This is a genomic window from Streptomyces sp. G45 (assembly GCF_049542095.1).
In the GTDB taxonomy this organism is placed as follows: Bacteria; Actinomycetota; Actinomycetes; order Streptomycetales; family Streptomycetaceae; genus Streptomyces.
Genome location: NZ_JBMUZU010000001.1, coordinates 5,281,551 through 5,301,183, shown reverse-complemented (window position 1 = coordinate 5,301,183; position 19,633 = coordinate 5,281,551). Strand labels below are relative to the sequence as shown.

Below are 19,633 nucleotides of genomic sequence, written 5' to 3'. Positions count from 1 at the left end.
GCTCTGAACGCGCGCAACGCGCCACCGCGGGCGGGCCCCACGCCCTCCGCGCGCCCCGGGAGCGCCCGTTCCGCTCAGGCCGCGGCCAGCACCCCCGCCTCGTCGCCCTCGCCCCGCGCCCCCGCCGCCCGGCGGCCGCTCTTGAGGAGGATGACCGTGGCCGTCGCCACGCCCACACCGGCGGCGATCGCGAGCAGGTACAGCAGCGGGCCGCCGATCAGCGGGACCACGAAGGCGCCGCCGTGCGGGGCGCGCAGCGTGCAGCCGAACGCCATGGACAGGGCGCCGGTGACCGCGCCGCCCGCCATGGACGCCGGGATGACCCGCAGCGGATCGGCGGCGGCGAACGGAATGGCGCCCTCCGTGATGAAGGAGGCGCCGAGGAGCCAGGCGGCCTTGCCGTTCTCGCGCTCGGTCGCGGTGAACAGGCCGCCGCGCACGGCGGTGGCGAGCGCCATCGCCAGCGGCGGCACCATGCCCGCCGCCATCACCGCGGCCATGACCTTCAGCGAGCCGTCCGTCGGGCTCGCGAGTCCGCCGACGGCGAAGGCGTACGCGACCTTGTTGAGCGGGCCGCCGAGGTCGAAGCACATCATCAGGCCGAGGATCACCCCGAGGATGACGGCGTTGGCGCCGGTCAGGCCTTCGAGCCAGTCGGTCAGGGCACCCTGGAGCGACGCGATCGGCTTGCCGACGACCAGGAACATCAGGAAGCCGACCACCGCCGACGACACCAGCGGGATCACGACCACCGGCATGATGCCGCGCAGGGCGGCCGGGATGCGGGCCCGCTGGATGCCGAGGACCACCGCGCCCGCGAGCAGTCCGGCCGCGAGCCCGCCGAGGAAGCCCGCCTCGATCGTGACCGCGACGGAGCCGCCGACGAAGCCGGGGACGAGGCCGGGCCGGTCGGCCATGCCGTAGGCGATGTAGCCCGCGAGGACCGGCACCAGGAAGGCGAAGGCCAGGCCGCCGGTCTGGAAGAGCAGTGCCGCCCAGCTCGTGTGGTCGGTCCAGGCGAAGTGCTCGGCCACGGACGGGGCCTTGTCGATCTTCCAGCCGCCGATGGCGAAGCCGAGCGCGATGAGCAGCCCGCCCGCGGCGACGAAGGGGACCATGTAACTGACCCCGGACATCAGCCACTTGCGCAGTTTGGTCCCGTAGCCGTCCCCGCGCTCGCCCATGCCGTCGACCGGGGTGGCGGGCGGCGCCGTGGTCTCGCCGCGGGCCGCCTTCTCCCGTACTTCGGCGATGAGGTCGGCGGGGCGGCTGATGCCCGCCTTCACGCCGACGTCGACGGTGGGCTTGCCCGCGAAGCGGGCCTTGTCGCGCACGGGGACGTCGTGGGCGAGGATCACGCCGTCGGCGCCTTCGACGGCCGCCGCGGCGAGGGGTGTGAAACCGGCCGAGCCCTGGGTCTCGACGACCAGGTCCACGCCCGCCGCGCGCGCCGCCGCTTCGAGTGCCTCCGCCGCCATGTACGTGTGGGCGATGCCGGTGGGGCAGGAGGTGACGGCGACGATGCGGAACGGGGGCGCGCTGGCCTCGGTTTCGGCGTCCGTCCGTCCAGTGCCGGGGGCGGGGGCGTCCTCGCCCCTGATGAGGGCCGCCGCCGTCTCCGGCTCGGTCACCGCGCGCAGGGCGCCCGTGAACTCCTCGTCCAGCAGCCGCCGGGCCAGGGAGGACAGGATCGTCAGGTGGGCGTCGTCCGCGCCGGTGGGGGCGGCGATGAGGAAGACCAGGTCGGCGGGCCCGTCGGGGGCGCCGAAGTCGATGCCCCGGGCGCTGCGGCCGAAGGCGAGGGTGGGCTCGGTGACGTGGGCGCTGCGGCAGTGCGGAATGCCGATGCCGCCGTCGAGGCCGGTCGGCATCTGCGCCTCGCGCGCGGCCACGTCGGCGAGGAAGCCGTCCAGGTCGGTGACCCGGCCGAGGGCCGCCATGCGGGTGGCCAGGGCGCGGGCGGCGGCTTCCTTGGTGTCGGCGGACCGGTCGAGGTCGAGATCGACCAACTCCGCGGTGATCATGGCGTTGTTCTCGCTCATCGCGGGCTCCTTCACAGGGGGACTCACACCACGGGTCCGGTCGGGACGGGGTCAGTACGGAGGTAGTACGTCGGGACGGGGTCAGGACGAGGTCGGTACGGGGTCAGGACGAGGCCAGGACCAGGTCGAGCGGGATCTCGGCCGTGGCGGTCACGGCGTCGGGCGCGAGGTCCGACGGGGTCGGCAGCTGGCTGCCGGGGAGTTGGACGGCGGCGGCGCCGTGCGCGACGGCCGCCGCGAGGGCGCGGGGGCCGGTGCCGCCCGCGATCAGGAAACCGGCGAGGGAGCTGTCGCCCGCGCCGACGTCACTGCGTACGGAGTCGACGCGGGCGTACGCGAAGTGCGCGCCCGTGGCGTCGACGAGGAGCTGGCCGTCCGCGCCGAGGCTGGCGAGGACGGCGCGGGCGCCGCGGTCGCGCAGTTCGGCGGCGGCCTCGAGGGCGTCGCCGACCGTGGTCAGGGGGCGGCCGACGGCCTCGGCGAGTTCGGCGGCGTTGGGCTTGACGACGTCGGGGTGCTCGGCGAGCGCGGCGAGCAGGGCGGGGCCCGAGGTGTCGAGGGCGATCCGGGCACCGGCGGCGTGGCAGCGGCGGACCACGTCGGCGTACCAGGACGGGGCGAGGCCGCGCGGGAGGCTGCCGCAGCAGGCGATCCAGTCGGCGCGGGGGGCGTGCGCGGCGACGGTGGCGAGCAGGGACTCGCTCTCGGCGGCGGTGAGTTCGGGGCCGGGGGCGTTGATCTTCGTGAGGGTGCCGTCGGGTTCGGCGACGGCGATGTTGGAGCGGGTCTGTCCGGCGACGGGGACGGGGGCGACGGGGATGCCCTGTTCGTCGAGGAGTTGGGCGACGAGGGCGCCGGGGGCGCCGCCGAGGGGCAGCGCGGCGAGGGTGGGGACGCCCGCGGCGGCGACGGCGCGCGAGACGTTGACGCCCTTGCCGCCGGGGTCCATGCGCTCGGCGCTCGCGCGGACGACGTCGCCGCGGTCGAGGGCGGGGACCTCGTAGGTGCGGTCGAGGGAGGGGTTGGGGGTGACGGTGAGGATCATGCGCGTACTACTTCCGTGCCGGTGGCCTCGATGGCGGCGGCGTCTTCAGGGCTGAGCCCGGTGTCCGTGACCAGCAGGTCCACGTCGGTCAGGGAGCCGAAGCGGGCGAAGTGCTCGGCGCCGTGCTTGCCGCTGTCGGCGAGCAGCACGACCCGGCGGGCGGCGGCGATCGCGGCGCGCTTCACGGCGGCCTCGGCGAGGTCGGGGGTGGTCAGGCCGTGGGCGGTGGAGAAGCCGTTGGCGGCGAGGAAGAGGACGTCGGCGCGGATCTCGGCGTACGCGCGCAGGGACCAGGCGTCGACGGCGGCCCGCGTACGGTGCCGCACGCGGCCGCCGACCAGGTGGAGCTGGATGCCGGGGTGGTCGGCGAGGCGGGCGGCGGTGGGCAGGCTGTGGGTGACCGCGGTGAGTTCCGCCTCCAGCGGCAGGGCGGCGGCGAGGCGGGCCACCGTGGAACCGGCGTCGAGGATGACGCTGCCCTCGGGCGGAAGCTCGGCGAGGGCGGCGCGGGCGATGCGGTCCTTCTCGTCGGCGGCGGTGCCCTCGCGCTCCGCGAGGTCGGGCTCGAAGTCCAGGCGGCCCGCGGGGATGGCGCCGCCGTGCACCCTGCGGATCAGGCCCGCGCGGTCCAGGGCCTTCAGGTCCCGGCGGATGGTCTCGGCGGTCACCTGGAACGTGGTGGCGAGCCCCAGCACGTCCACCCTCCCGCTCTCGCGGGCGAGCCTCAGAATCTCCTGCTGCCGCTCCGGCCCGTACATGGCTGGGGCCTCCTGCTTTCTGCCCGGTTGTGTGGTTTCGCTGCACAGTACGCTGCTGGTGCGCGCCATGTAAACACAATCGGGCACTTGACAGGCATAAACGGGCACCTTCCGTGCTGCCCCTGCCCCTGCCCCTGCCCCGAGGGGCGCCCGCGTTGCCACCGGCAGTAACAGGCGGGCCCGTGACAGACAGAAAAGCCCACCCACCTGCAACCGCACGACGGCGGAAACGGGCAGGCGGGCTGGCGCGTGCACAGAAGAGGCAGAGGAGGCAAAGGGGGCAGAAGGGGCGCCCCCGCGGTCAGTGGGCGAGCGCGGGCTCCCGCTCCGCCTCGGGAACCGGCGCCGACGCGTCGGCGCCCTCAGGCCGCGCGGCCCGCTTCGGCAGCGCCAGCATCAGCAGGAAGATCGCGACGAGCACCCCGACCACCCACCACAGGGCGTTCTGGAACCCGTGGACGAACTCCGCGGCGACCCGCTCCGGCAGCACCACGTCCTCGTCCATCACCCCGAAGAACACCACCGACACCAGTCCGAGCCCCAGCGCGTTGCCCATCTGCTGCACGGTGTTGATGAGGCCGGACGCCGACCCGGCGTGCTCGCGCGGCACCTCGGAGAGCACCGCGTCCGTCAGCGGGGCCACGATGAGCCCCATCCCGAGGCCCATCACCACCAGCGGGAGCGCCATCTGCCAGGGGGCGATGTCCGCCCCGTAGCGCCCGGCCTCCCAGATGTAGATGAGGACGCCCGCGGCCATGGTGAGCGCCCCGGCCTGGAGGACCTTGCGGCCGAACCGCGGCACCAGCTTCTGCACGGAGATCCCGGCCGCGAACGACACCGCGATGGAGAAGGGCACCCCGGTCAGACCGGCGCGCAGCGCGCTCCACTGGAGGCCCAGCTGCATGTACATCGTCCAGACCAGGAAGAAGATGCCGAGCGAGACGCCGAACACGGTCTGCACGGCGATGCCCGCGGCGAAGCTCTTCACCTTGAACAGGGACATCTCCACGAGCGGCGAGCCGTCCCGCTCCCCCTTGCGCTTCTCGTACGCGACGAGCGCGCCGAACACGACGACGGCGCCCGCCATCATCGCGTACCCCCACAGCGGCCAGCCCAGCTCGCGGCCGCGCGTGAGCGGGTAGAGCAGCATCAGCAGGCCCGCGGTGACGAGGACGACGCCGACCAGGTCCAGCTTGAGGGCCCGGGGAGCCTTGGACTCGGTGATGAACTTCCGGCCGAGCAGCACGCCCGCGACGCCCACGGGCAGGTTGATGAGGAAGATCGGGCGCCACTCCAGGCCGAACAGGTTCCACTCGGTGAGCAGCGCGCCGAGCAGCGGGCCGGACACCGCGCCGAGGCCGACGACCATGCCGAACAGGCCGAAGACCTTGCCGCGCTCGTGCGCGGGGAAGGTGGCGTGGACGATCGACAGCACCTGCGGCACCATCAGCGCGGCCATCGCGCCCTGAAGTATGCGCGAGGCGACCAGCATCTCCGGGTTCGCGGCGAAGCCGCACAGGGCCGAGGCGACGGTGAAGCCGGTGATGCCGACGAGGAAGACCTTCTTGCGGCCGTAGATGTCGCCGAGCCGTCCGCCGGTGATCAGTCCGGCGCCGAGCGCCAGCGCGTACCCGGCGGTGATCCACTGGATCTGGCTGAACGTGGCGCCCGCGTCGCGCTGGATGGAGGGGATCGCGATGTTCACGATCGTCACGTCGACCAGGTCCATGAACGCGGCCGTCATCACGATCGCCAGGGCGATCCAGCGGCGGCGGTCCGCATGGGAATCCGGTGGCGTCGCGGCTTTCTCGGGAGTGCTGGGGGTGCTGGGGGTGCTGGGGGTGCTGGGGGAAGTCATACCGCAAAGCTAGACCCCTTATAGGTCAGGTCATGACCTAGTTCCACGGCATCCTGAGGGCATGACGACATCGACCGGCGGTACAGACGGCACGAGCGGTACGGGTGGCACGGGCGGTACGGGCGGCACGGGCGGCACGGACACCCCGGCGCGGCTGCTGACCCTTCTCTCCCTCCTCCAGACCCCGCGCGAGTGGCCCGGCGGCGAGCTGGCCGAGCGGCTCGGCGTCAGCCGCCGCACGGTGCGGCGCGACATCGACCGGCTGCGGGAGCTGGGCTATCCGGTGCACGCCACGCAGGGCGCGAACGGGGGCTACCGGCTCGTCGCGGGCAAGGCGATGCCGCCGCTCGTCCTCGACGACGAGGAGGCCGTGGCCATCGCGGTCGGCCTGCGCGCGGGGGCGGGGCACGCCGTGGAGGGCGTGGAGGAGGCGTCGGTACGGGCCCTCGCCAAGCTGGAGCAGGTGCTTCCGGCGCGGCTGCGCCACCGGGTGGCCGCGCTCGGCGCCGCGACCATGTCGCTGACCAGCGGCGACGGGGCGCGGATCGCGCCGGAGACACTGACGGTGATGGCGTCGGCGACGGCTGGGCGGGAGCGGCTGCGGTTCGCGTACGAGGCGAAGGACGGGACGCCGTCGCGGCGGCTCACCGAGCCGCACCGGCTCGTGTCCACGGGGCGGCGCTGGTATCTGGTCGCGTACGACCTGGACCGCGAGGACTGGCGGACGTTCCGCGTGGACCGGGTGTCGGAGCCCCTCGCCACGGGGGTGCGGTTCGCTCCGCGGATGCTGCCGGGCGGGAGCGCGGAGGCGTACGTACGGCGGAGCGTGCTGCCGGGGCGGGCGGAGACGGCGGCGTACGAACTCGACCTGGAGTTCGACGCGCCCGCGGAGCGGGTGGCGCGGCGGCTGCCGCCCGGTCTGGGGCGGGTGGTGGACATCGAGGGCGGCCGCTGTCGACTGCGGGGAGTCGTGACGGAGCCGGTGGAGTCGGTGGCGGCGCGGCTGCTCTGGGTGGACGCGGACTTCGCTGTGCGTGCGCCTGATGCGCTCACGCGCCGTGTACGGGCCCTGGGCCACCGCCTGACCAAGGCCGCGGCCCCTCTCCCCTCCCGGTAGCCCCGCCCCACCCGGCGCGGCGGCGCGCTGCGGCCCGGTGGGCGGGGCCCTTTCCCACCCACCCACCCGTGACCCCGCGCCAGACGGGCACCGTCGGCGCGGTGCGCCGCGGCCCGGTGGGTGGGTTCCTTTCCCACCCGCCCACCCGTCACCCCGCACCGGACAGGCACCGTCGGCGCACCACGCCACCACCCGATGTCCGTCCCGCGCCGCGGCCCGGTGGGTGGTTGCTTCCCCACCCACCCACCCGTGCGCCCGGCGCCAGGAAAGTGCCCTCCCCGCACCGACGGCGACCTCCCAGGGCGGGGTCACGGGTGGGCGGGTGGGCAAACGCACCACCCACCAAGCCGCACCGCCCCGCGTCGCCGAGTGCCCACTCGGTAGAGGGTCACGGGTGGGCGGGCGGGAACGGAAACCCACCCAACGGGCCGCAGCGCACCGCGCCGACGGCGACCTCCCACGGCGGGGTCACGGGTGGGCGGGTGGGCAAACGCACCACCCACCAAGCCGCACCGCCCCGCGTCGCCGGGTGGCTGCTCCGCAGAGGGGAACGGGTGGGTGGGTGGGAGACCGCCCCCGGCGGCACCGCACCCGCGGCCGCGCCGCAAGCAGAACGGCACCCCCCTGCTGGACCCCCCGTCAGGGCTACGCGGCGGCGTCGAACCCCGTATCCCGCGCCAGCTTCTTCAGCTCCAGGAGGGCGTGCTTCTCGATCTGCCGGATGCGCTCACGCGTGAGCCCGTGCTCCTTGCCGACCTCCGTGAGGGTCCGCTCGCGGCCGTCGTCGATGCCGTACCGCATCTTGATGATGGAGGCCGTGCGCTGGTCGAGGCGGCCTATGAGGTCGTCCAGCTCCTCGCTGCGCAGCAGCGTGAGGACGGACTGCTCGGGGGAGACGGCCGAGGTGTCCTCCAGGAGGTCGCCGAACTGGGTCTCGCCCTCGTCGTCCACCGACATGTTCAGGGAGACCGGGTCGCGGGCCCAGTCCAGGACGTCCGTGACCCGCTCGGGGGTCGAGGACAGCTCGGCGGCGATCTCCGCGGGCTCCGGCTCGCGCCCGTGCTCGCGGTTGAACTCGCGCTGGACGCGGCGGATGCGGCCCAGCTCCTCGACCAGGTGCACGGGCAGGCGGATGGTGCGGGACTGGTCGGCTATGGAGCGCGTGATGGCCTGGCGGATCCACCAGGTGGCGTACGTGGAGAACTTGAAGCCCTTGGCGTAGTCGAACTTCTCCACCGCGCGGACCAGGCCCGCGTTGCCCTCCTGGATCAGGTCGAGCAGGGGCAGGCCGCTGCGCGGATAGCGGCGGGCCACGGCGACGACCAGGCGCAGGTTGGACCGGATGAAGACGTCCTTGGCGCGCTCGCCGTCGGCGACGAGGGCGCGCAGCTCGTCATCGGAGGCGGCGACGGACTTCTCGTCCCGCTCGACCTCCCCGTCCAGGATCTGCCGGGCGTAGACGCCCGCCTCGATGATCTGGGACAGCTCGACTTCCTTGGCGGCGTCGAGCAGCGGCGTACGCGCGATCTCGTCGAGGTACATGCCGACCAGGTCGCGGTCGGCGATCTCGCCGCCTGAAGCGCGAACACTGCGTGCCGCGTCGGTCTCGCCGGTGTCGGCGGACTTGCGACGGGCGACGGCACGGGTTGCCATGCGTGCTCCCTTGCGTGGTTGTCACTGGTCGGTCCGGCCGGGGGCCGGGGGGCCGGTCGGTCCGGGCGTGGACCTGTGGTGGACGGCACACCTTCCCAGGTGCCCTGCATCCGACGGATACAACGACTGGAATCCGGACAGAATTCCCAACCCGCGCATCCATTTTCGTGATCATGCAGTACCCTGTGCGGCCACAAGGGGAGGACACGTGCCGTCGGAACGTACAGAGGTGCAGGTCAGGCCGGGAACGGAGGCCGACCTCGGGGCGCTCGCGGACCTCTACAACCACTACGTCCGTGAGACCGCCGTCACGTTCGACACGGTCCCGTTCCTGCCGGAAGAGCGCCGCCCTTGGCTCCTCTCCCACCCCAAAGACGGCCCGCACCGCCTCTTGGTTGCGCAGGCGACAAAATCCGGCAATGCGCCTGAATCCGATCATTCCGACCCCGCGGAGCCCACGGAGCCCACGGAGCCCGCGGAGATCCTCGGGTACGCGACGAGCGGCCCCTTCCGGTCCCGGCCGCGTACGCCACCTCGGTCGAGGTGAGCGTGTACTGCGCCCCGCACGCGACCGGACGCGGCATCGGCACCCTGCTGTACGAGGCCCTGTTCGCCGCCCTCGAAGGCGAGGACCTGCACCGCGCCTACGCGGGCATCGCGCTGCCCAACGCGGCCTCGGTGCGGCTGCACGAACGCTTCGGTTTCCGGCACGTCGGTACGTACGACGAAGTGGGCCGGAAGTTTCAGCGGTACTGGGACGTGGCCTGGTACCAGCGCCCGCTGGGCCCGCACGCGCCGCCCCTCCGTCCAGGGGCCTAGGCCGGACCTGCGGCCTAGGCCGCCAGACCGTTACGGGCCCCGCCCCCGCGCCCCTACCGTGCGGCCATGACCGAGATCACCGACGGTGTCCTGGACGAGGCGCTGCAGCGCCTGCACGCGAGCGGCCCCGAGCGCCTGGGCCGCCTGACCAACCACGGCCCGATGGCCGTCGAGGCCCTGGTCCGCGGCGGCCAGGCGCACACCGTGCACCGCTGGCTCGACTACTACCGCGACAAGCTGGAGGACATGCCGGACCGGCTCGCCCCGGTCACCGACGCCAACTGGCACGAGGCGCTCGGCGACCCGCGCCGCGCCGCCGACTGGATCGACCACTTCGCGCGCGCCCTCGCCGAGCGGCCCTGGCGGGAGGTGCTCGCCGCGTGGTGGCCGGTGCTGCTGCCCGGCATCGCGGGCGGCTCCACGCACCCGGTGATCCGCGTCGGCCACGCCGTACGCACCCTGCTCGGGCCCGGCGGCGAGACCGAACCCCGGCTCGCCGAGCTGGCCCACGGCCTCGGCTACTGGGCGGCCCGGCACACCCCGCTGCCCCCGCTGCGGCCCCTCGCGCTGGCCCCGGCGGCGGGCGCCGCGGACGCGCTGGCGGCGGTGGAGCGGATCTCCCTCCAGGACGGGCCGCTGCCGGACCGCTTCGCCCGCCTGACGTCGGTCCCGGTCTGGCCCCCGGCCACCGCCACCGCCACCAGCCCCGGAACCGGCACCGGCACCAGCACCAGCACCACCCTCGGCCCCGACGCCGCCCGCGAGCGCCTCACCGAGCTGGTCGCCGCCGCCGTGCACCGCTTCGCCACCCACGGCCACGCCGAACCGATCATGCTGGTGCACGCGGCGACCGCCCCCAACGCGGTCCTGCGCACCCTGCCCGCGCTCCCCCGCGAGCTGTGGCCCGACTCGCTCGCCGCGGCCTGGGCGGCGTCCGCGGCGGTGACGTCGGCGTACGCGCCCGCCGCGCCCGCGCCGGACGATCAGCTCCGGCCCGCGTACGCCGAGGCCGCGCGCGCCTCCTTCGCGGAGGTCTTCGCGCGGGCCGCGGCGCACGGCGACGACCACACCATCAAGTTCGCGGACACCGCCCTCGACGTCGGCGACGAGCGGGCGCGGGCGGCGGCGCTGCGCGGCGTGGAGCTGAACCCGCCCGCGCTGTAGGGGCTGCCGCCCGCGAGGGGGGCCGGGGCGGCCGGGGAGCACAGGAAGGCCTCGTAGAGTGGAATACATGGACACGCCATCCACCGCGGTACGGACCGCCGCAGGGCAGGGGGCCGCCGAGCCCCGCTGGCTCGACGACGAGGAACAGCGCACCTGGCTGGCGTACGTTCACGCCTCCACGCTGCTCGAGGACTACCTCGACCGGCAGCTCCAGCGCGACGCGGGCATGCCGCACGTCTACTACGGCCTGCTGGTGCAGCTGTCCGCGGCGCCGCGGCGGCGGCTGCGCATGACGGAGCTGGCCCGCGGCTCCAAGATCACCCGCTCCCGGCTCTCGCACGCGATCGCCCGCCTGGAGAAGAGCGGCTGGGTGCGGCGCGAGGACTGCCCGACGGACAAGCGCGGGCAGTTCGCGATCCTCACGGACGCGGGGTACGAGGTGCTGAGCCAGACCGCGCCCGGCCATGTGCAGGCGGTGCGGCAGGCCCTGTTCGACCGGCTGAGCCGGGAACAGCAGAAGTCCCTCGGCGAGATCATGCGGATCGTCGCCGAGGGACTTCAGCCCAAGGAGGCGGGGGCGGACCTCCCCTGGCTCCGCTAGGCCGCGAGGCCCGGGGAGCGCGGGAGGGCCCGCCCCTTCCTGTTCGTCCGTCGCGTCCGTCGCGTGCGTCGCGGTGGCGTCAGTGCGCCACGACCGGGATCTTCACCTCGTCCTCGGCGCCGTCGCCGGACGCCGCCGGGGTGCCGCTCTGGGCGCCGGTGTTGACCAGCACCGCGGCGATCAGCGAGGACACGACGAGGATGCCGACCGCCCACCAGATGGCCGCGGTGTAGCCCTCGACCATGGACTTGGCGGCGAGCAGCTGCTGCGCCGCCGGGGTGGTCGCGGAGGCCGCGTGGTCCTCGATGTACGCCGTGGTCGCCGAGGCGGCGATGGTGTTCAGCAGGGCCGTGCCGATGGCGCCGCCGACCTGCTGCGAGGTGTTGACCATCGCGGAGGCGACACCGGCGTCACGCGGCTCGACGCCGTGGGTGGCGAGCGACATGGCGGGCATGAACGCCGTACCCATGCCGAGGCCCAGCATGAGCTGCGCGGGCAGGATCAGACCGGCGTACGAGGTGTCGACGTCGAGCTGCGTCAGGAGCAGCATGCCGATGGCGGCGAGCAGGAAGCCCGGGGCCATGAGCAGCCGCGGCGGGACGCGGGTCATCAGACGGGTGCCGATCTGCGTCGAGCCCACGATCATGCCGAAGATCATCGGCAGGAACGCGAAGCCGGTCTTCACCGGCGAGTAGCCGCGGACGGCCTGGAGGTAGTACGTGAGGAAGAGGAACAGGCCGAACATCGCGATGACCGCGAGGCCGAGCGACAGGTAGACGCCGCCGCGGTTGCGCTCGGTCAGCACGCGCAGCGGAAGCAGCGGCGCCTTGACCTTGGCCTCGGTGACGACGAACGCGAACAGCAGCAGCGCGGACGCGACGAACATGGCGACCGTCACGCCGTCCGACCAGCCGTCGGACTCGGCGCGCGTGAAGCCGTACACCAGCGCGACCAGGCCGAGCGTGGAGAGGATGACGCCGGGGATGTCGAGCGGCGAGCGGTTGCGGCCGCCCTCGGGCTCGCGGATCACGAAGTACGCGCCGACGGCGGCGACGACCGCGAACGGGATGTTCACGAAGAACGTCCAGCGCCAGTTCAGGTACTCGGTGAGGAAGCCGCCGAGGATCAGGCCGACGGCGCCGCCGCCACCGGCGATCGCGCCGTAGATGCCGAAGGCCTTGGCGCGCTCCTTCGCCTCCGTGAACATCACGGCGAGCAGGGAGAGCGCGGCGGGCGCGAGCAGCGCGCCGAAGACGCCCTGGAGGGCGCGGGCGCCGAACATCATGGCCTGGCCGGTGGCGGCGCCGCCGAGCGCGGAGGCCGCGGCGAAGCCGATGAGGCCGGTCACGAAGGTGCGCTTACGGCCCCACAGGTCGGCGATGCGGCCGCCGAAGAGCAGCAGACCGCCGAAGGCCAGGGCGTAGGCGGTGATCACCCACTGCTTGTTGCCCTCGGATATGCCGAGGTCGTCCTGGGCGGAGGGCAGCGCGATGTTCACGATGGTCGCGTCGAGGACGACCATCAGCTGGGCCAGCGCGATGAAGACGAGGGCCTTCCAGCGCTTTGGGTCGGGAGCGAGGGATGGGACGGCTGACTGAGACATGGGTGGAGCCACCTAAGGAGACAGGAACAGACAGGAACAGGAACAGGAGTCAGGGACAGGAGTCAGGAGCAGAAGCCAGGAACAGGAGCCAGGAGCAAAAGCCAGGAACAGGAGCCAGGAGCAAAAGGAGTGATGGATGGTGCCGGATCTACCAGACACCGGGCGGATGCTTCGGCGCATGGGCCGCGGGTCGGGCTCCGCGGTAGTGCTTTCGGCCCGGGCCTCGCGGCCGGGGCGCGCGGTCCATCCGTACCGCTCGGGGCCGCCGGGACCGCGGCTACTGGCTACGGCCCCCGGTCGTACCGGGACCGGGTGAACTGCGTGGGCTGCTCAGTGGGCCTTGTCGCGTAGGTCCTCCAACGTCGCGGGGTGTCCCGGAAGCGCCGACCGGGCGGGTGTCATCAGGCCGTCGAGGAACAGCTGCAGATGGCGGTGGACGAACTGGTCGAAGTCGATGAGGCAGCCGCTGGAGCCCGGCAGCGGCCGGGTCAGCTGCGACAGGGCGACCATGAGGTCACCGACGCCGATGTCGGTGCGGAGCTGTCCGGCGGCGCGCACGCGCTCCATCAGCTCCTCGACCGCGCCTTCCAGGCGCAGCCGGGCGGCCCGCAGCTCCGGGTGGTCGGGGTCCAGCGCCTCCGAGACGACGGGGCACAGGGCGCCGATGCGCTCGTCCACCGCGGCGTGCGCGAAGCCGCGCAGCGCCTCGAAGGCGGCCGCCGGGTCGGCGTCGACGGCCGCGATCGCCGCGTCCGCCTGGGTGGCGACGCGGTCGGTGACGTAGAGCAGGACGTGGTGCACCAGCTCACCGCGGTCGGCGAAGTGCCGGTAGACCGTGGCGTTCCCGACGCCCGCGCGGCGCGCGATCTCGTCCAGCGGCACGTCCGGGCCGAACTGGACGAACATCTCGCGTGCGGCGCTGACGATCCGCTCCCGGTTGCGCAGGGCGTCGGCCCGCGGCCGGGGGACGCGGCGCCGCGGCGGGGTGGCGGTTTCCACGACGAACACTCCTCTAAGCGGTCAAAGGCCCTCAGGCTCGCAGGGCCCGCGGGTGCGGGTCCAACGAATTTCCCGGCGGGGGCCGGGGGTTCCCGACCGGAGCCGGGAGTTCCGACCGGAGCCGGGGATTCCCGGCCGTGGCCGGGAATCCAGCCGTGGCCGAGGACTCCCGGCCGAAGCCGGGGACTCCCGGCCGAAACCGGGGGACTCCCAGCCGGAACCGGGGGGCTCCCGGCCGACGCCGGGGACTCCCGACCGGAGCCGGGGGTTCTCGGCCAGAACCGAGACCTTCCCGACCGGGGTCGAGACCTCCCCGGCAGAAGCCGGGACCTCCCCGGCAGGAGCCGGGATCCTCCCGACCCGAGCCGGGACCCTCCCGGCCGGAGCCGGGGCTTCCCGGCGGGGGCCGGGGCGCTGGTGCCGGGAGCGGATGGCGTGCTCCCGGCGGGGCCGGTAGGTGGGGCGATCCGGGGAATCACTCCCCGTTTCGCGCGGACACCGGTCTAAACGGGGAACCACTCCCCGCTTATTTCCCCACCTCACCGTGACCTGCGTCACACTCATTGCGCCCAGTGGGCCCGCACTTCCCGCACGGATCCCCGAGAAACCCACGATCGGTCGCGCTCAGCGAGCGCCCGCGCACCCCCCGGCACAGGGTGATCGAACAGGGCGCAGCCGGACCCGGCGGCTGCCGCGGACCGAAGGGCCCACGCATGGAACGCACCCGCATAGCCCGGGCCCGCCGCACCGCCCCCCACCTCCGTCCCCACCGCCCCCGGCCCCGACCCCGTACCCGCGCTCTGGCGCTCGGCTCGGCCGTCGCCGTCGTCCTGGCCGTCACCACCTCCGCGAGCACCGGCCGCCTGATGTCCGGGCCGCCGTCGACCGCCGGGCCCGTCGCGCAGGCCCGCCCGACCGCGCTGGGCCCGTGCATGATCAGCGGCCCGCTCGGGACGCAGATGTCGGAGGGCGTGCCCACCGGCCCCGGCTACGCCCGCTCCACCGGGACGGTGCGGGCCCTGAACCTGATGGTCGACTTCTCCGACGCCCCCGGCGAGGGCACCGCCCGCGACCGCCTCGCCGAGTTCTTCCCGCAGACGGCGGACTGGTTCCGCACCAGTTCCTACGGCCGCCTCGACTACCGCGCGGAGGCGCCGCTCGACTCCTGGCTGCGCATGCCGAAGCCGTTCAAGGCGTACGGGATAGAGCGCGGCGCCCCCTTCGACCCCGGCTACCGGGAGCTCGTCGAGGACATCGTGGCCGCCGCGGACCCGGAGGTGGACTTCCGCGCGTACGACCTGGTGAACGTGCTCGTCACCCCGAACGCGGGCCCCTCCGCCCTGGACACCGTCCTGTCGGTGACGTTCGCGGGCAACCACGAGGCGCCCGTCGCCGACGGCGTTCCGGTCGCCAACGCGTCCTTCGTCTACAGCCGCCAGGACGACGGCTCCGGCTCCTACGACCGCACCGGCTACCGGGTGCTGCCGCACGAGAACGGCCACGTCTTCGGCCTGCCCGACCTGTACACCCAGGACGGCGGCGGCACGGTCGGCCACTGGGACATCATGAGCGAGGACTGGGGCGCCAACAACGACCTGCTGGCCTGGCACAAGTGGAAGCTCGGCTGGCTGGACGACACCCAGGTCAACTGCGCGGCGGCCCGCGGCACCACGGAGCACCTCCTCACCCCCCTCGCCACCCGCGGCGGCACCAAGCTCGCCTTCGTGCCGGTGAGTTCGACCGCGGGGTACGCGGTCGAGGTCCGCACCCGCGCCGGGAACGACGAGGCGGTGTGCCGACCCGGTGTCCTCGTCTACCGCGTCGAGGCCGACGTCGACACCGGCCACGGCCCGGTCACGGTCCACGACTCCACCGACGACAGCGGCGGCTGCACCCGCGCCCCCAACGTCCACACGGAACTCTCCGACGCCCCCCTCACCCCCGGCGAGACCTTCACCGACCGCAAGACCGGAACCCGCGTCCACGTGGCGGGCACGGACCTGGACGGGAACTACCGGGTGCACATCACGCGTACGACGGGGTGACCGGCACCGTCTCCCGTACCTGCCGCAGGAACGCCGCGTTGCTGGCGGTCTTGCGGAGGTGGTCCAGGAGGGGCTCGGTGGCCTCGTGGGTGGGGCGGCGGGTCAGGGCGCGGCGCAGGCCGCGTACGGCGGTCAGTTCCTGGGCGGGGACAAGGAGTTCCTCGCGGCGGGTGCCGGACGGGGTGATGTCCACGGCGGGGAAGAGGCGGCGGTCGGCGAGGGCGCGGTCGAGGCGCAGCTCCATGTTGCCGGTGGACTTGAGTTCCTCGAAGTAGTAGTCGTCGGCGCGGGAGCCGGTGTCGACGAGGGCCGTGGCGAGGAAGGTGAGGGAGCCCGCCTCCTCGGTGAGCCGGGCGGCGCCGAAAAGGCGCTTGGGGCCCTGTACGGAGGCCGCGTCGACGCCGCCGCTGAGGGTGCGGCCGCCGCTGGCCGCGCAGTTGTTGTAGGCGCGGCACAGGCGGGTGAGCGAGTCGAGGAGCACGACGACGTCGCGGCCCTCCTCCACCAGGCGCTTGGCGCGCTCGACGGCGAGTTCGGCGAGCGCGATGTGCGCCTTCGGGGGCCGGTCGAAGGTGGAGGCGAGCACCTCGCCGCGCACGGCGCGGCGCATGTCGGTGACCTCCTCGGGCCGCTCGTCGACGAGGAGGACCATGAGGTGGCACTCGGGGTGGTTGGCGGCGACCGCGGCGGCGATGTCCTTGATCAGTACGGTCTTCCCGGTGCGCGGCGGGGCCACGATCAGGCCGCGCTGGCCCTTGCCGACGGGCGCGACGAGGTCGATGAGGCGGGTGCTGAGGGGCCGCCCCCGGTCTCCAGGCGCAGCCGCTCGCGCGGGTGCAGCGGCGTGAGGTCGGCGAACTTCGGGCGCGCGTGGGGGCCTTGGGGTGCGCGGCCGTTGACGCGGACGACGTCGGCGAGCACGTGCGGCCTGGCGCCGCCGGTGCCTTCGACGAGGTCGCCGGGGCGCAGACCGTGCCGCCGGATGAGCGCGGCCGGGACGAGCACGTCGGCGGGGCCGGGCAGCAGGCCCGGGGCGCGCAGCCGTCCGTCGGCCTTCGCGATGTCCAGGACACCGCTGTGGATGCGCAGGTCGGGGGCGGGTTCCGGGGCCGCTTCAGGGATCCGGGCGGCCGGGGTGAGGGTGGGGTTCATGGTGGTGGGTGGTCCTTTCGCGAAAGCGCGGGACGTGCCAGAGGTGCACGGGACGTGCGCGAGGTGCGCGGGAACGGCCGGGCCGCGAGGTGACGCGACGGAACACGAGGCGGACAGCTCACGCCTCGACGGCGGCCGGTGATCAGTGCGGAGAACGTCCGCCCGGTGCGGAAGGGGCACCAGGGGCGGGGAACAGAAGCACGGCGCCCGGAAGGGGCGTACACACGCGCTGTCCGCACCGTAGCACACGACCTGGCGTGCGCGACCCCCTCCGCGGCGGAGCAGGAGCTTCCACACGCCGGTGACGGAGGGTGCCTGATCGCGTACGTTCGGTTGTCGCACGGGCCGCGCCCGGCGGCCCGTACCAGGCAGGAGGACAACCATGCGTCGTTTCGCGCTGACCGTCGGCTCTCTGGTGGCCGCGGGAACGCTGGCCTTCGCGGTGCCCGGCTCCGCCGTCGCGGCCAACGGGGTGCTCGTCGTCAACGACACGGCGTACGAAGACCCCAGTGGCTGCTACGACTCGGACCGCTGGCCGCTGCGCGTCGGCAACTACACGGACGAGGTCGCCCTCGTCTTCACGGGACCGGACTGCACCGGCGAGCTGATCGAACTCGTCGCGCCCGGCGAGGAGACGATCTCCGAGTTCGGAGCGAGCGTCTACGTCGACTGACCCGGCCCGCCGCGCACGCGGCACGGGCGGGTGCGGGTGCCCGGGACCGCCCTGGGCGCCCGCGCCAGGGGAACGTACCGTGTCGCCATGCCCGACCTCCAGCGCCTGCGCCCCGAGCACGCCCCCGCCCTGCTCGCCTTCGAGCGGGAGAACCGCGCGTACTTCGCCGCCTCGGTCCCCGACCGCGGCGACGCCTACTTCGCGGACTTCGCGTCCGTCCACGCCGCCCTCCTCGCCGAACAGGCCACCGGCGCCTGCCACTTCCACGTGCTCGTCGGCGACGACGGCGAGATCCTCGGCCGCGTCAACCTCGTGGACGTCGCGGACGGCGCGGCCGAACTCGGCTACCGCGTCGCCGAGAAGGCCGCGGGCCGGGGCCTCGCCACGGACGCCGTGCGCCAGGTGTGCGCGCTGGCCGCCGCGGAGTACGGCCTGACGTCGCTGCGCGCCGCGACGACCACCGACAACCCGGGCTCCCGGGCCGTCCTCACGCGCACGGGGTTCGCCCCCGCCGGGGAGACCGTCCTCGACGGCCGCCCCGGCATCACGTACGCCCGCGCCCTCGCCGCCCCTACCCGAAGCTGACGTTCTGCGCGAGCGGCAGCCCGGTCGAGTAGTTGACGGTGTTGGTCGCCGAGCGCATGTAGGCGCGCCACGCGTCGGAGCCGGACTCGCGGCCGCCGCCGGTCTCCTTCTCGCCGCCGAAGGCGCCGCCGATCTCGGCGCCGGACGTGCCGATGTTGACGTTGACGATGCCGCAGTCGGAGCCCTCGGCGGACAGGAACAGCTCGGCCTCCCGCTGGTCGCGGGTGAAGACGCTGGACGACAGGCCCTGCGGCACGTCGTTGTGCAGGGCGATGGCCTCCTCGAAGCGGTCGTACGTCAGGACGTACAGGATCGGCGCGAAGGTCTCCTCACGGACCACGCCCGTCTGCGCGGGAGCGCGCACCAGGACCGGCTCGACGTACGCGGCCCTGGGCGCCACCCCGGCGAGGCGTCGGCCGCCGCCCGCGAGCAGCCTGCCGCCCTCGGCCTGGGCGCGGGCCAGGGCGTCCTGCATCCGGTCGAGCGCGGTCAGCGAGATCAGCGGCCCGACGAGCGTGCCGTCGTCGAAGGGGTCCCCGATGGGCAGCTTCGCGTAGGCGGCGGCGAGCCGGGACACGAGCGCGTCGGCGATGTCGCGGTGGACGATGAGGCGGCGCAGCGTGGTGCAGCGCTGCCCCGCGGTGCCCGCCGCGGAGAACACGACGGCGCGCACCGTGAGGTCCAGGTCGGCGGAGGGCGTGACGACGGCGGCGTTGTTGCCGCCGAGTTCCAGCAGCGTCCGCCCGAACCGGGCGGCGACCCGCGGCCCGACCTCGCGGCCCATGCGGGTGGATCCGGTGGCGCTGACGAGCGCGATCCGCCGGTCGTCCACGAGCAGTTCGCCGACGGCGCGGTCACCGAGCAGCAGCCGGTGCACGTCGGCGGGGGCGCCGGTGTCCTCGGCGGCGCGGGCGAGCAGGCGGGCGCAGGCCAGCGATGTCAGGGGCGTCAGCTCGGACGGCTTCCACACCACCGTGTCTCCGCAGACCAGGGCCACCGCGGTGTTCCAGGACCACACGGCCGCCGGGAAGTTGAAGGCGGAGACGACGCCGACGACGCCGAGCGGGTGCCAGCTCTCGGCGAGCCGGTGCCCGGGCCGCTCGGAGGCGATGGTCCGCCCGTACAGCTGGCGCGAGAGCCCCACCGCGAAGTCGCAGACGTCGATCATCTCCCGGACCTCGCCGAGCGCCTCGGAGCGGATCTTGCCCGCCTCCACGGTGATGAGGTCGGCCAGGTCCCGCTGGTGCTCGCGCAGCAGGTCGCCCAGCCTGCGGACGAGTTCGCCGCGGCGCGGGGCGGGCACGGCGCGCCACTGCCGGAACGCGGCGTGGGCGGCGCCGATGGCCTCGTCGGCGGCGGCCGGGTCGGTGGCGGCCAGCGGGAACAGGTCCTCGCCGGTGAGGGGCGTGCGGGCGCGCAGCCCCGCCCCTCGGGCAGGTCGGCGCCGACGCGGACGAGGGCGTCGCGGGCGCGCTCGCGCAGCGCGTCGGTCGTGGGCAGGGTGGGCCCTGGCATGGGC

13 protein-coding genes and 3 pseudogenes are annotated in these 19,633 nt (G+C 74.0%); 7 read left to right on the top strand and 9 right to left on the bottom strand.

Features of this window, described 5'->3' with window-relative positions:
* Positions 1–74: 74 nt before the first annotated feature.
* From ACOBQU_RS22365 to ACOBQU_RS22350, 4 genes are all read right to left on the bottom strand, one after another.
* Positions 75–2,042 (bottom strand): PTS fructose transporter subunit IIABC, encoded by a 1,968-nt coding sequence (locus ACOBQU_RS22365; RefSeq protein WP_423629091.1) that lies wholly within the window; start codon positions 2,040–2,042, stop codon positions 75–77.
* Positions 2,043–2,145: 103 nt separating this feature from the next.
* Positions 2,146–3,087 carry a 1-phosphofructokinase gene (gene pfkB / locus ACOBQU_RS22360; RefSeq protein ID WP_423629090.1) on the bottom strand — a complete coding sequence of 314 codons (942 nt, stop codon included), beginning with the start codon at positions 3,085–3,087 and terminating at the stop codon, positions 2,146–2,148.
* Positions 3,084–3,845, bottom strand: coding sequence for a DeoR/GlpR family DNA-binding transcription regulator (locus ACOBQU_RS22355; RefSeq protein ID WP_423629089.1), 762 nt, complete (start codon positions 3,843–3,845; stop codon positions 3,084–3,086). The genes pfkB and ACOBQU_RS22355 overlap by 4 nt, the downstream gene beginning before the upstream one ends.
* A gap of 301 nt (positions 3,846–4,146) precedes the next feature.
* Positions 4,147–5,703, bottom strand: coding sequence for an MFS transporter (locus ACOBQU_RS22350; protein WP_423629088.1), 1,557 nt, complete (start codon positions 5,701–5,703; stop codon positions 4,147–4,149).
* A 61-nt stretch (positions 5,704–5,764) separates the two neighbouring features.
* On the opposite strand from ACOBQU_RS22350, the gene ACOBQU_RS22345 reads away from it, so the two are divergent.
* The gene (locus tag ACOBQU_RS22345) at positions 5,765–6,820 is read left to right on the top strand and encodes a helix-turn-helix transcriptional regulator (protein ID WP_423629087.1); all 1,056 of its coding nucleotides are present in this window, start codon (positions 5,765–5,767) and stop codon (positions 6,818–6,820) included.
* A gap of 645 nt (positions 6,821–7,465) precedes the next feature.
* Here ACOBQU_RS22345 and ACOBQU_RS22340 read toward each other — a convergent pair.
* Complete coding sequence (locus ACOBQU_RS22340; RefSeq protein ID WP_423629086.1) at positions 7,466–8,473, bottom strand: sigma-70 family RNA polymerase sigma factor; 1,008 nt, start codon at positions 8,471–8,473, stop codon at positions 7,466–7,468.
* 208 nt (positions 8,474–8,681) lie between these two features.
* Here ACOBQU_RS22340 and ACOBQU_RS22335 point away from each other — a divergent pair.
* The 3 genes and pseudogenes from ACOBQU_RS22335 (at position 8,682) to ACOBQU_RS22325 (ending at position 11,057) form a co-directional block, all read left to right on the top strand.
* Positions 8,682–9,292 (top strand): annotated as a pseudogene (locus tag ACOBQU_RS22335) (GNAT family N-acetyltransferase).
* 66 nt (positions 9,293–9,358) lie between these two features.
* Entirely contained in the window at positions 9,359–10,456 is a 1,098-nt protein-coding gene (locus tag ACOBQU_RS22330; protein ID WP_423629085.1) for a questin oxidase family protein, read from the top strand.
* Between the two features lie 67 nt (positions 10,457–10,523).
* Positions 10,524–11,057 carry a MarR family winged helix-turn-helix transcriptional regulator gene (locus ACOBQU_RS22325; RefSeq protein ID WP_423629084.1) on the top strand — a complete coding sequence of 178 codons (534 nt, stop codon included), beginning with the start codon at positions 10,524–10,526 and terminating at the stop codon, positions 11,055–11,057.
* Between the two features lie 79 nt (positions 11,058–11,136).
* Here ACOBQU_RS22325 and ACOBQU_RS22320 read toward each other — a convergent pair whose 3' ends face one another.
* Together ACOBQU_RS22320 and ACOBQU_RS22315 are read right to left on the bottom strand one after the other, a co-directional pair.
* Positions 11,137–12,660: an MFS transporter gene (locus ACOBQU_RS22320; protein ID WP_423629083.1), complete on the bottom strand. Its 1,524-nt coding sequence runs from the start codon at positions 12,658–12,660 to the stop codon at positions 11,137–11,139.
* A 330-nt stretch (positions 12,661–12,990) separates the two neighbouring features.
* Positions 12,991–13,659, bottom strand: coding sequence for a TetR/AcrR family transcriptional regulator (locus tag ACOBQU_RS22315; RefSeq protein ID WP_423629082.1), 669 nt, complete (start codon positions 13,657–13,659; stop codon positions 12,991–12,993).
* Positions 13,660–14,372: 713 nt separating this feature from the next.
* On the opposite strand from ACOBQU_RS22315, the gene ACOBQU_RS22310 reads away from it, so the two are divergent.
* On the top strand, positions 14,373–15,704 hold the full coding sequence (locus ACOBQU_RS22310) for a M6 family metalloprotease domain-containing protein (RefSeq protein ID WP_423629081.1): 1,332 nt from the start codon (positions 14,373–14,375) through the stop codon (positions 15,702–15,704).
* On the opposite strand, the pseudogene rho reads toward ACOBQU_RS22310, so the two are convergent.
* Positions 15,685–16,856, bottom strand: a pseudogene (rho, locus tag ACOBQU_RS22305) (transcription termination factor Rho). The gene ACOBQU_RS22310 and the pseudogene rho overlap by 20 nt on opposite strands.
* Before the next feature lie 382 nt (positions 16,857–17,238).
* Here rho and ACOBQU_RS22300 point away from each other — a divergent pair.
* Both ACOBQU_RS22300 and ACOBQU_RS22295 read left to right on the top strand, forming a co-directional pair.
* Entirely contained in the window at positions 17,239–17,529 is a 291-nt protein-coding gene (locus tag ACOBQU_RS22300) for a hypothetical protein (RefSeq protein WP_423629080.1), read from the top strand.
* An 87-nt stretch (positions 17,530–17,616) separates the two neighbouring features.
* Complete coding sequence (locus tag ACOBQU_RS22295) at positions 17,617–18,114, top strand: GNAT family N-acetyltransferase (RefSeq protein ID WP_423629079.1); 498 nt, start codon at positions 17,617–17,619, stop codon at positions 18,112–18,114.
* On the opposite strand, the pseudogene ACOBQU_RS22290 reads toward ACOBQU_RS22295, so the two are convergent.
* Positions 18,101–19,629 (bottom strand): annotated as a pseudogene (locus ACOBQU_RS22290) (aldehyde dehydrogenase family protein). The gene ACOBQU_RS22295 and the pseudogene ACOBQU_RS22290 overlap by 14 nt on opposite strands.
* Positions 19,630–19,633 lie beyond the last annotated feature (4 nt).

Bases quoted from the DNA above. Each gene is read 5' to 3' on its own strand.
- ACOBQU_RS22365 (WP_423629091.1), bottom strand. From the start codon at position 2,042: ATGAGCGAGAACAACGCCATGATCACCGCGGAGTTGGTCGATCTCGAC.
- pfkB (WP_423629090.1), bottom strand. From the start codon at position 3,087: ATGATCCTCACCGTCACCCCCAACCCCTCCCTCGACCGCACCTACGAG.
- ACOBQU_RS22355 (WP_423629089.1), bottom strand. From the start codon at position 3,845: ATGTACGGGCCGGAGCGGCAGCAGGAGATTCTGAGGCTCGCCCGCGAG.
- ACOBQU_RS22350 (WP_423629088.1), bottom strand. From the start codon at position 5,703: ATGACTTCCCCCAGCACCCCCAGCACCCCCAGCACCCCCAGCACTCCC.
- ACOBQU_RS22345 (WP_423629087.1), top strand. From the start codon at position 5,765: ATGACGACATCGACCGGCGGTACAGACGGCACGAGCGGTACGGGTGGC.
- ACOBQU_RS22340 (WP_423629086.1), bottom strand. From the start codon at position 8,473: ATGGCAACCCGTGCCGTCGCCCGTCGCAAGTCCGCCGACACCGGCGAG.
- ACOBQU_RS22330 (WP_423629085.1), top strand. From the start codon at position 9,359: ATGACCGAGATCACCGACGGTGTCCTGGACGAGGCGCTGCAGCGCCTG.
- ACOBQU_RS22325 (WP_423629084.1), top strand. From the start codon at position 10,524: ATGGACACGCCATCCACCGCGGTACGGACCGCCGCAGGGCAGGGGGCC.
- ACOBQU_RS22320 (WP_423629083.1), bottom strand. From the start codon at position 12,660: ATGTCTCAGTCAGCCGTCCCATCCCTCGCTCCCGACCCAAAGCGCTGG.
- ACOBQU_RS22310 (WP_423629081.1), top strand. From the start codon at position 14,373: ATGGAACGCACCCGCATAGCCCGGGCCCGCCGCACCGCCCCCCACCTC.
- ACOBQU_RS22300 (WP_423629080.1), top strand. From the start codon at position 17,239: ATGCGTCGTTTCGCGCTGACCGTCGGCTCTCTGGTGGCCGCGGGAACG.
- ACOBQU_RS22295 (WP_423629079.1), top strand. From the start codon at position 17,617: ATGCCCGACCTCCAGCGCCTGCGCCCCGAGCACGCCCCCGCCCTGCTC.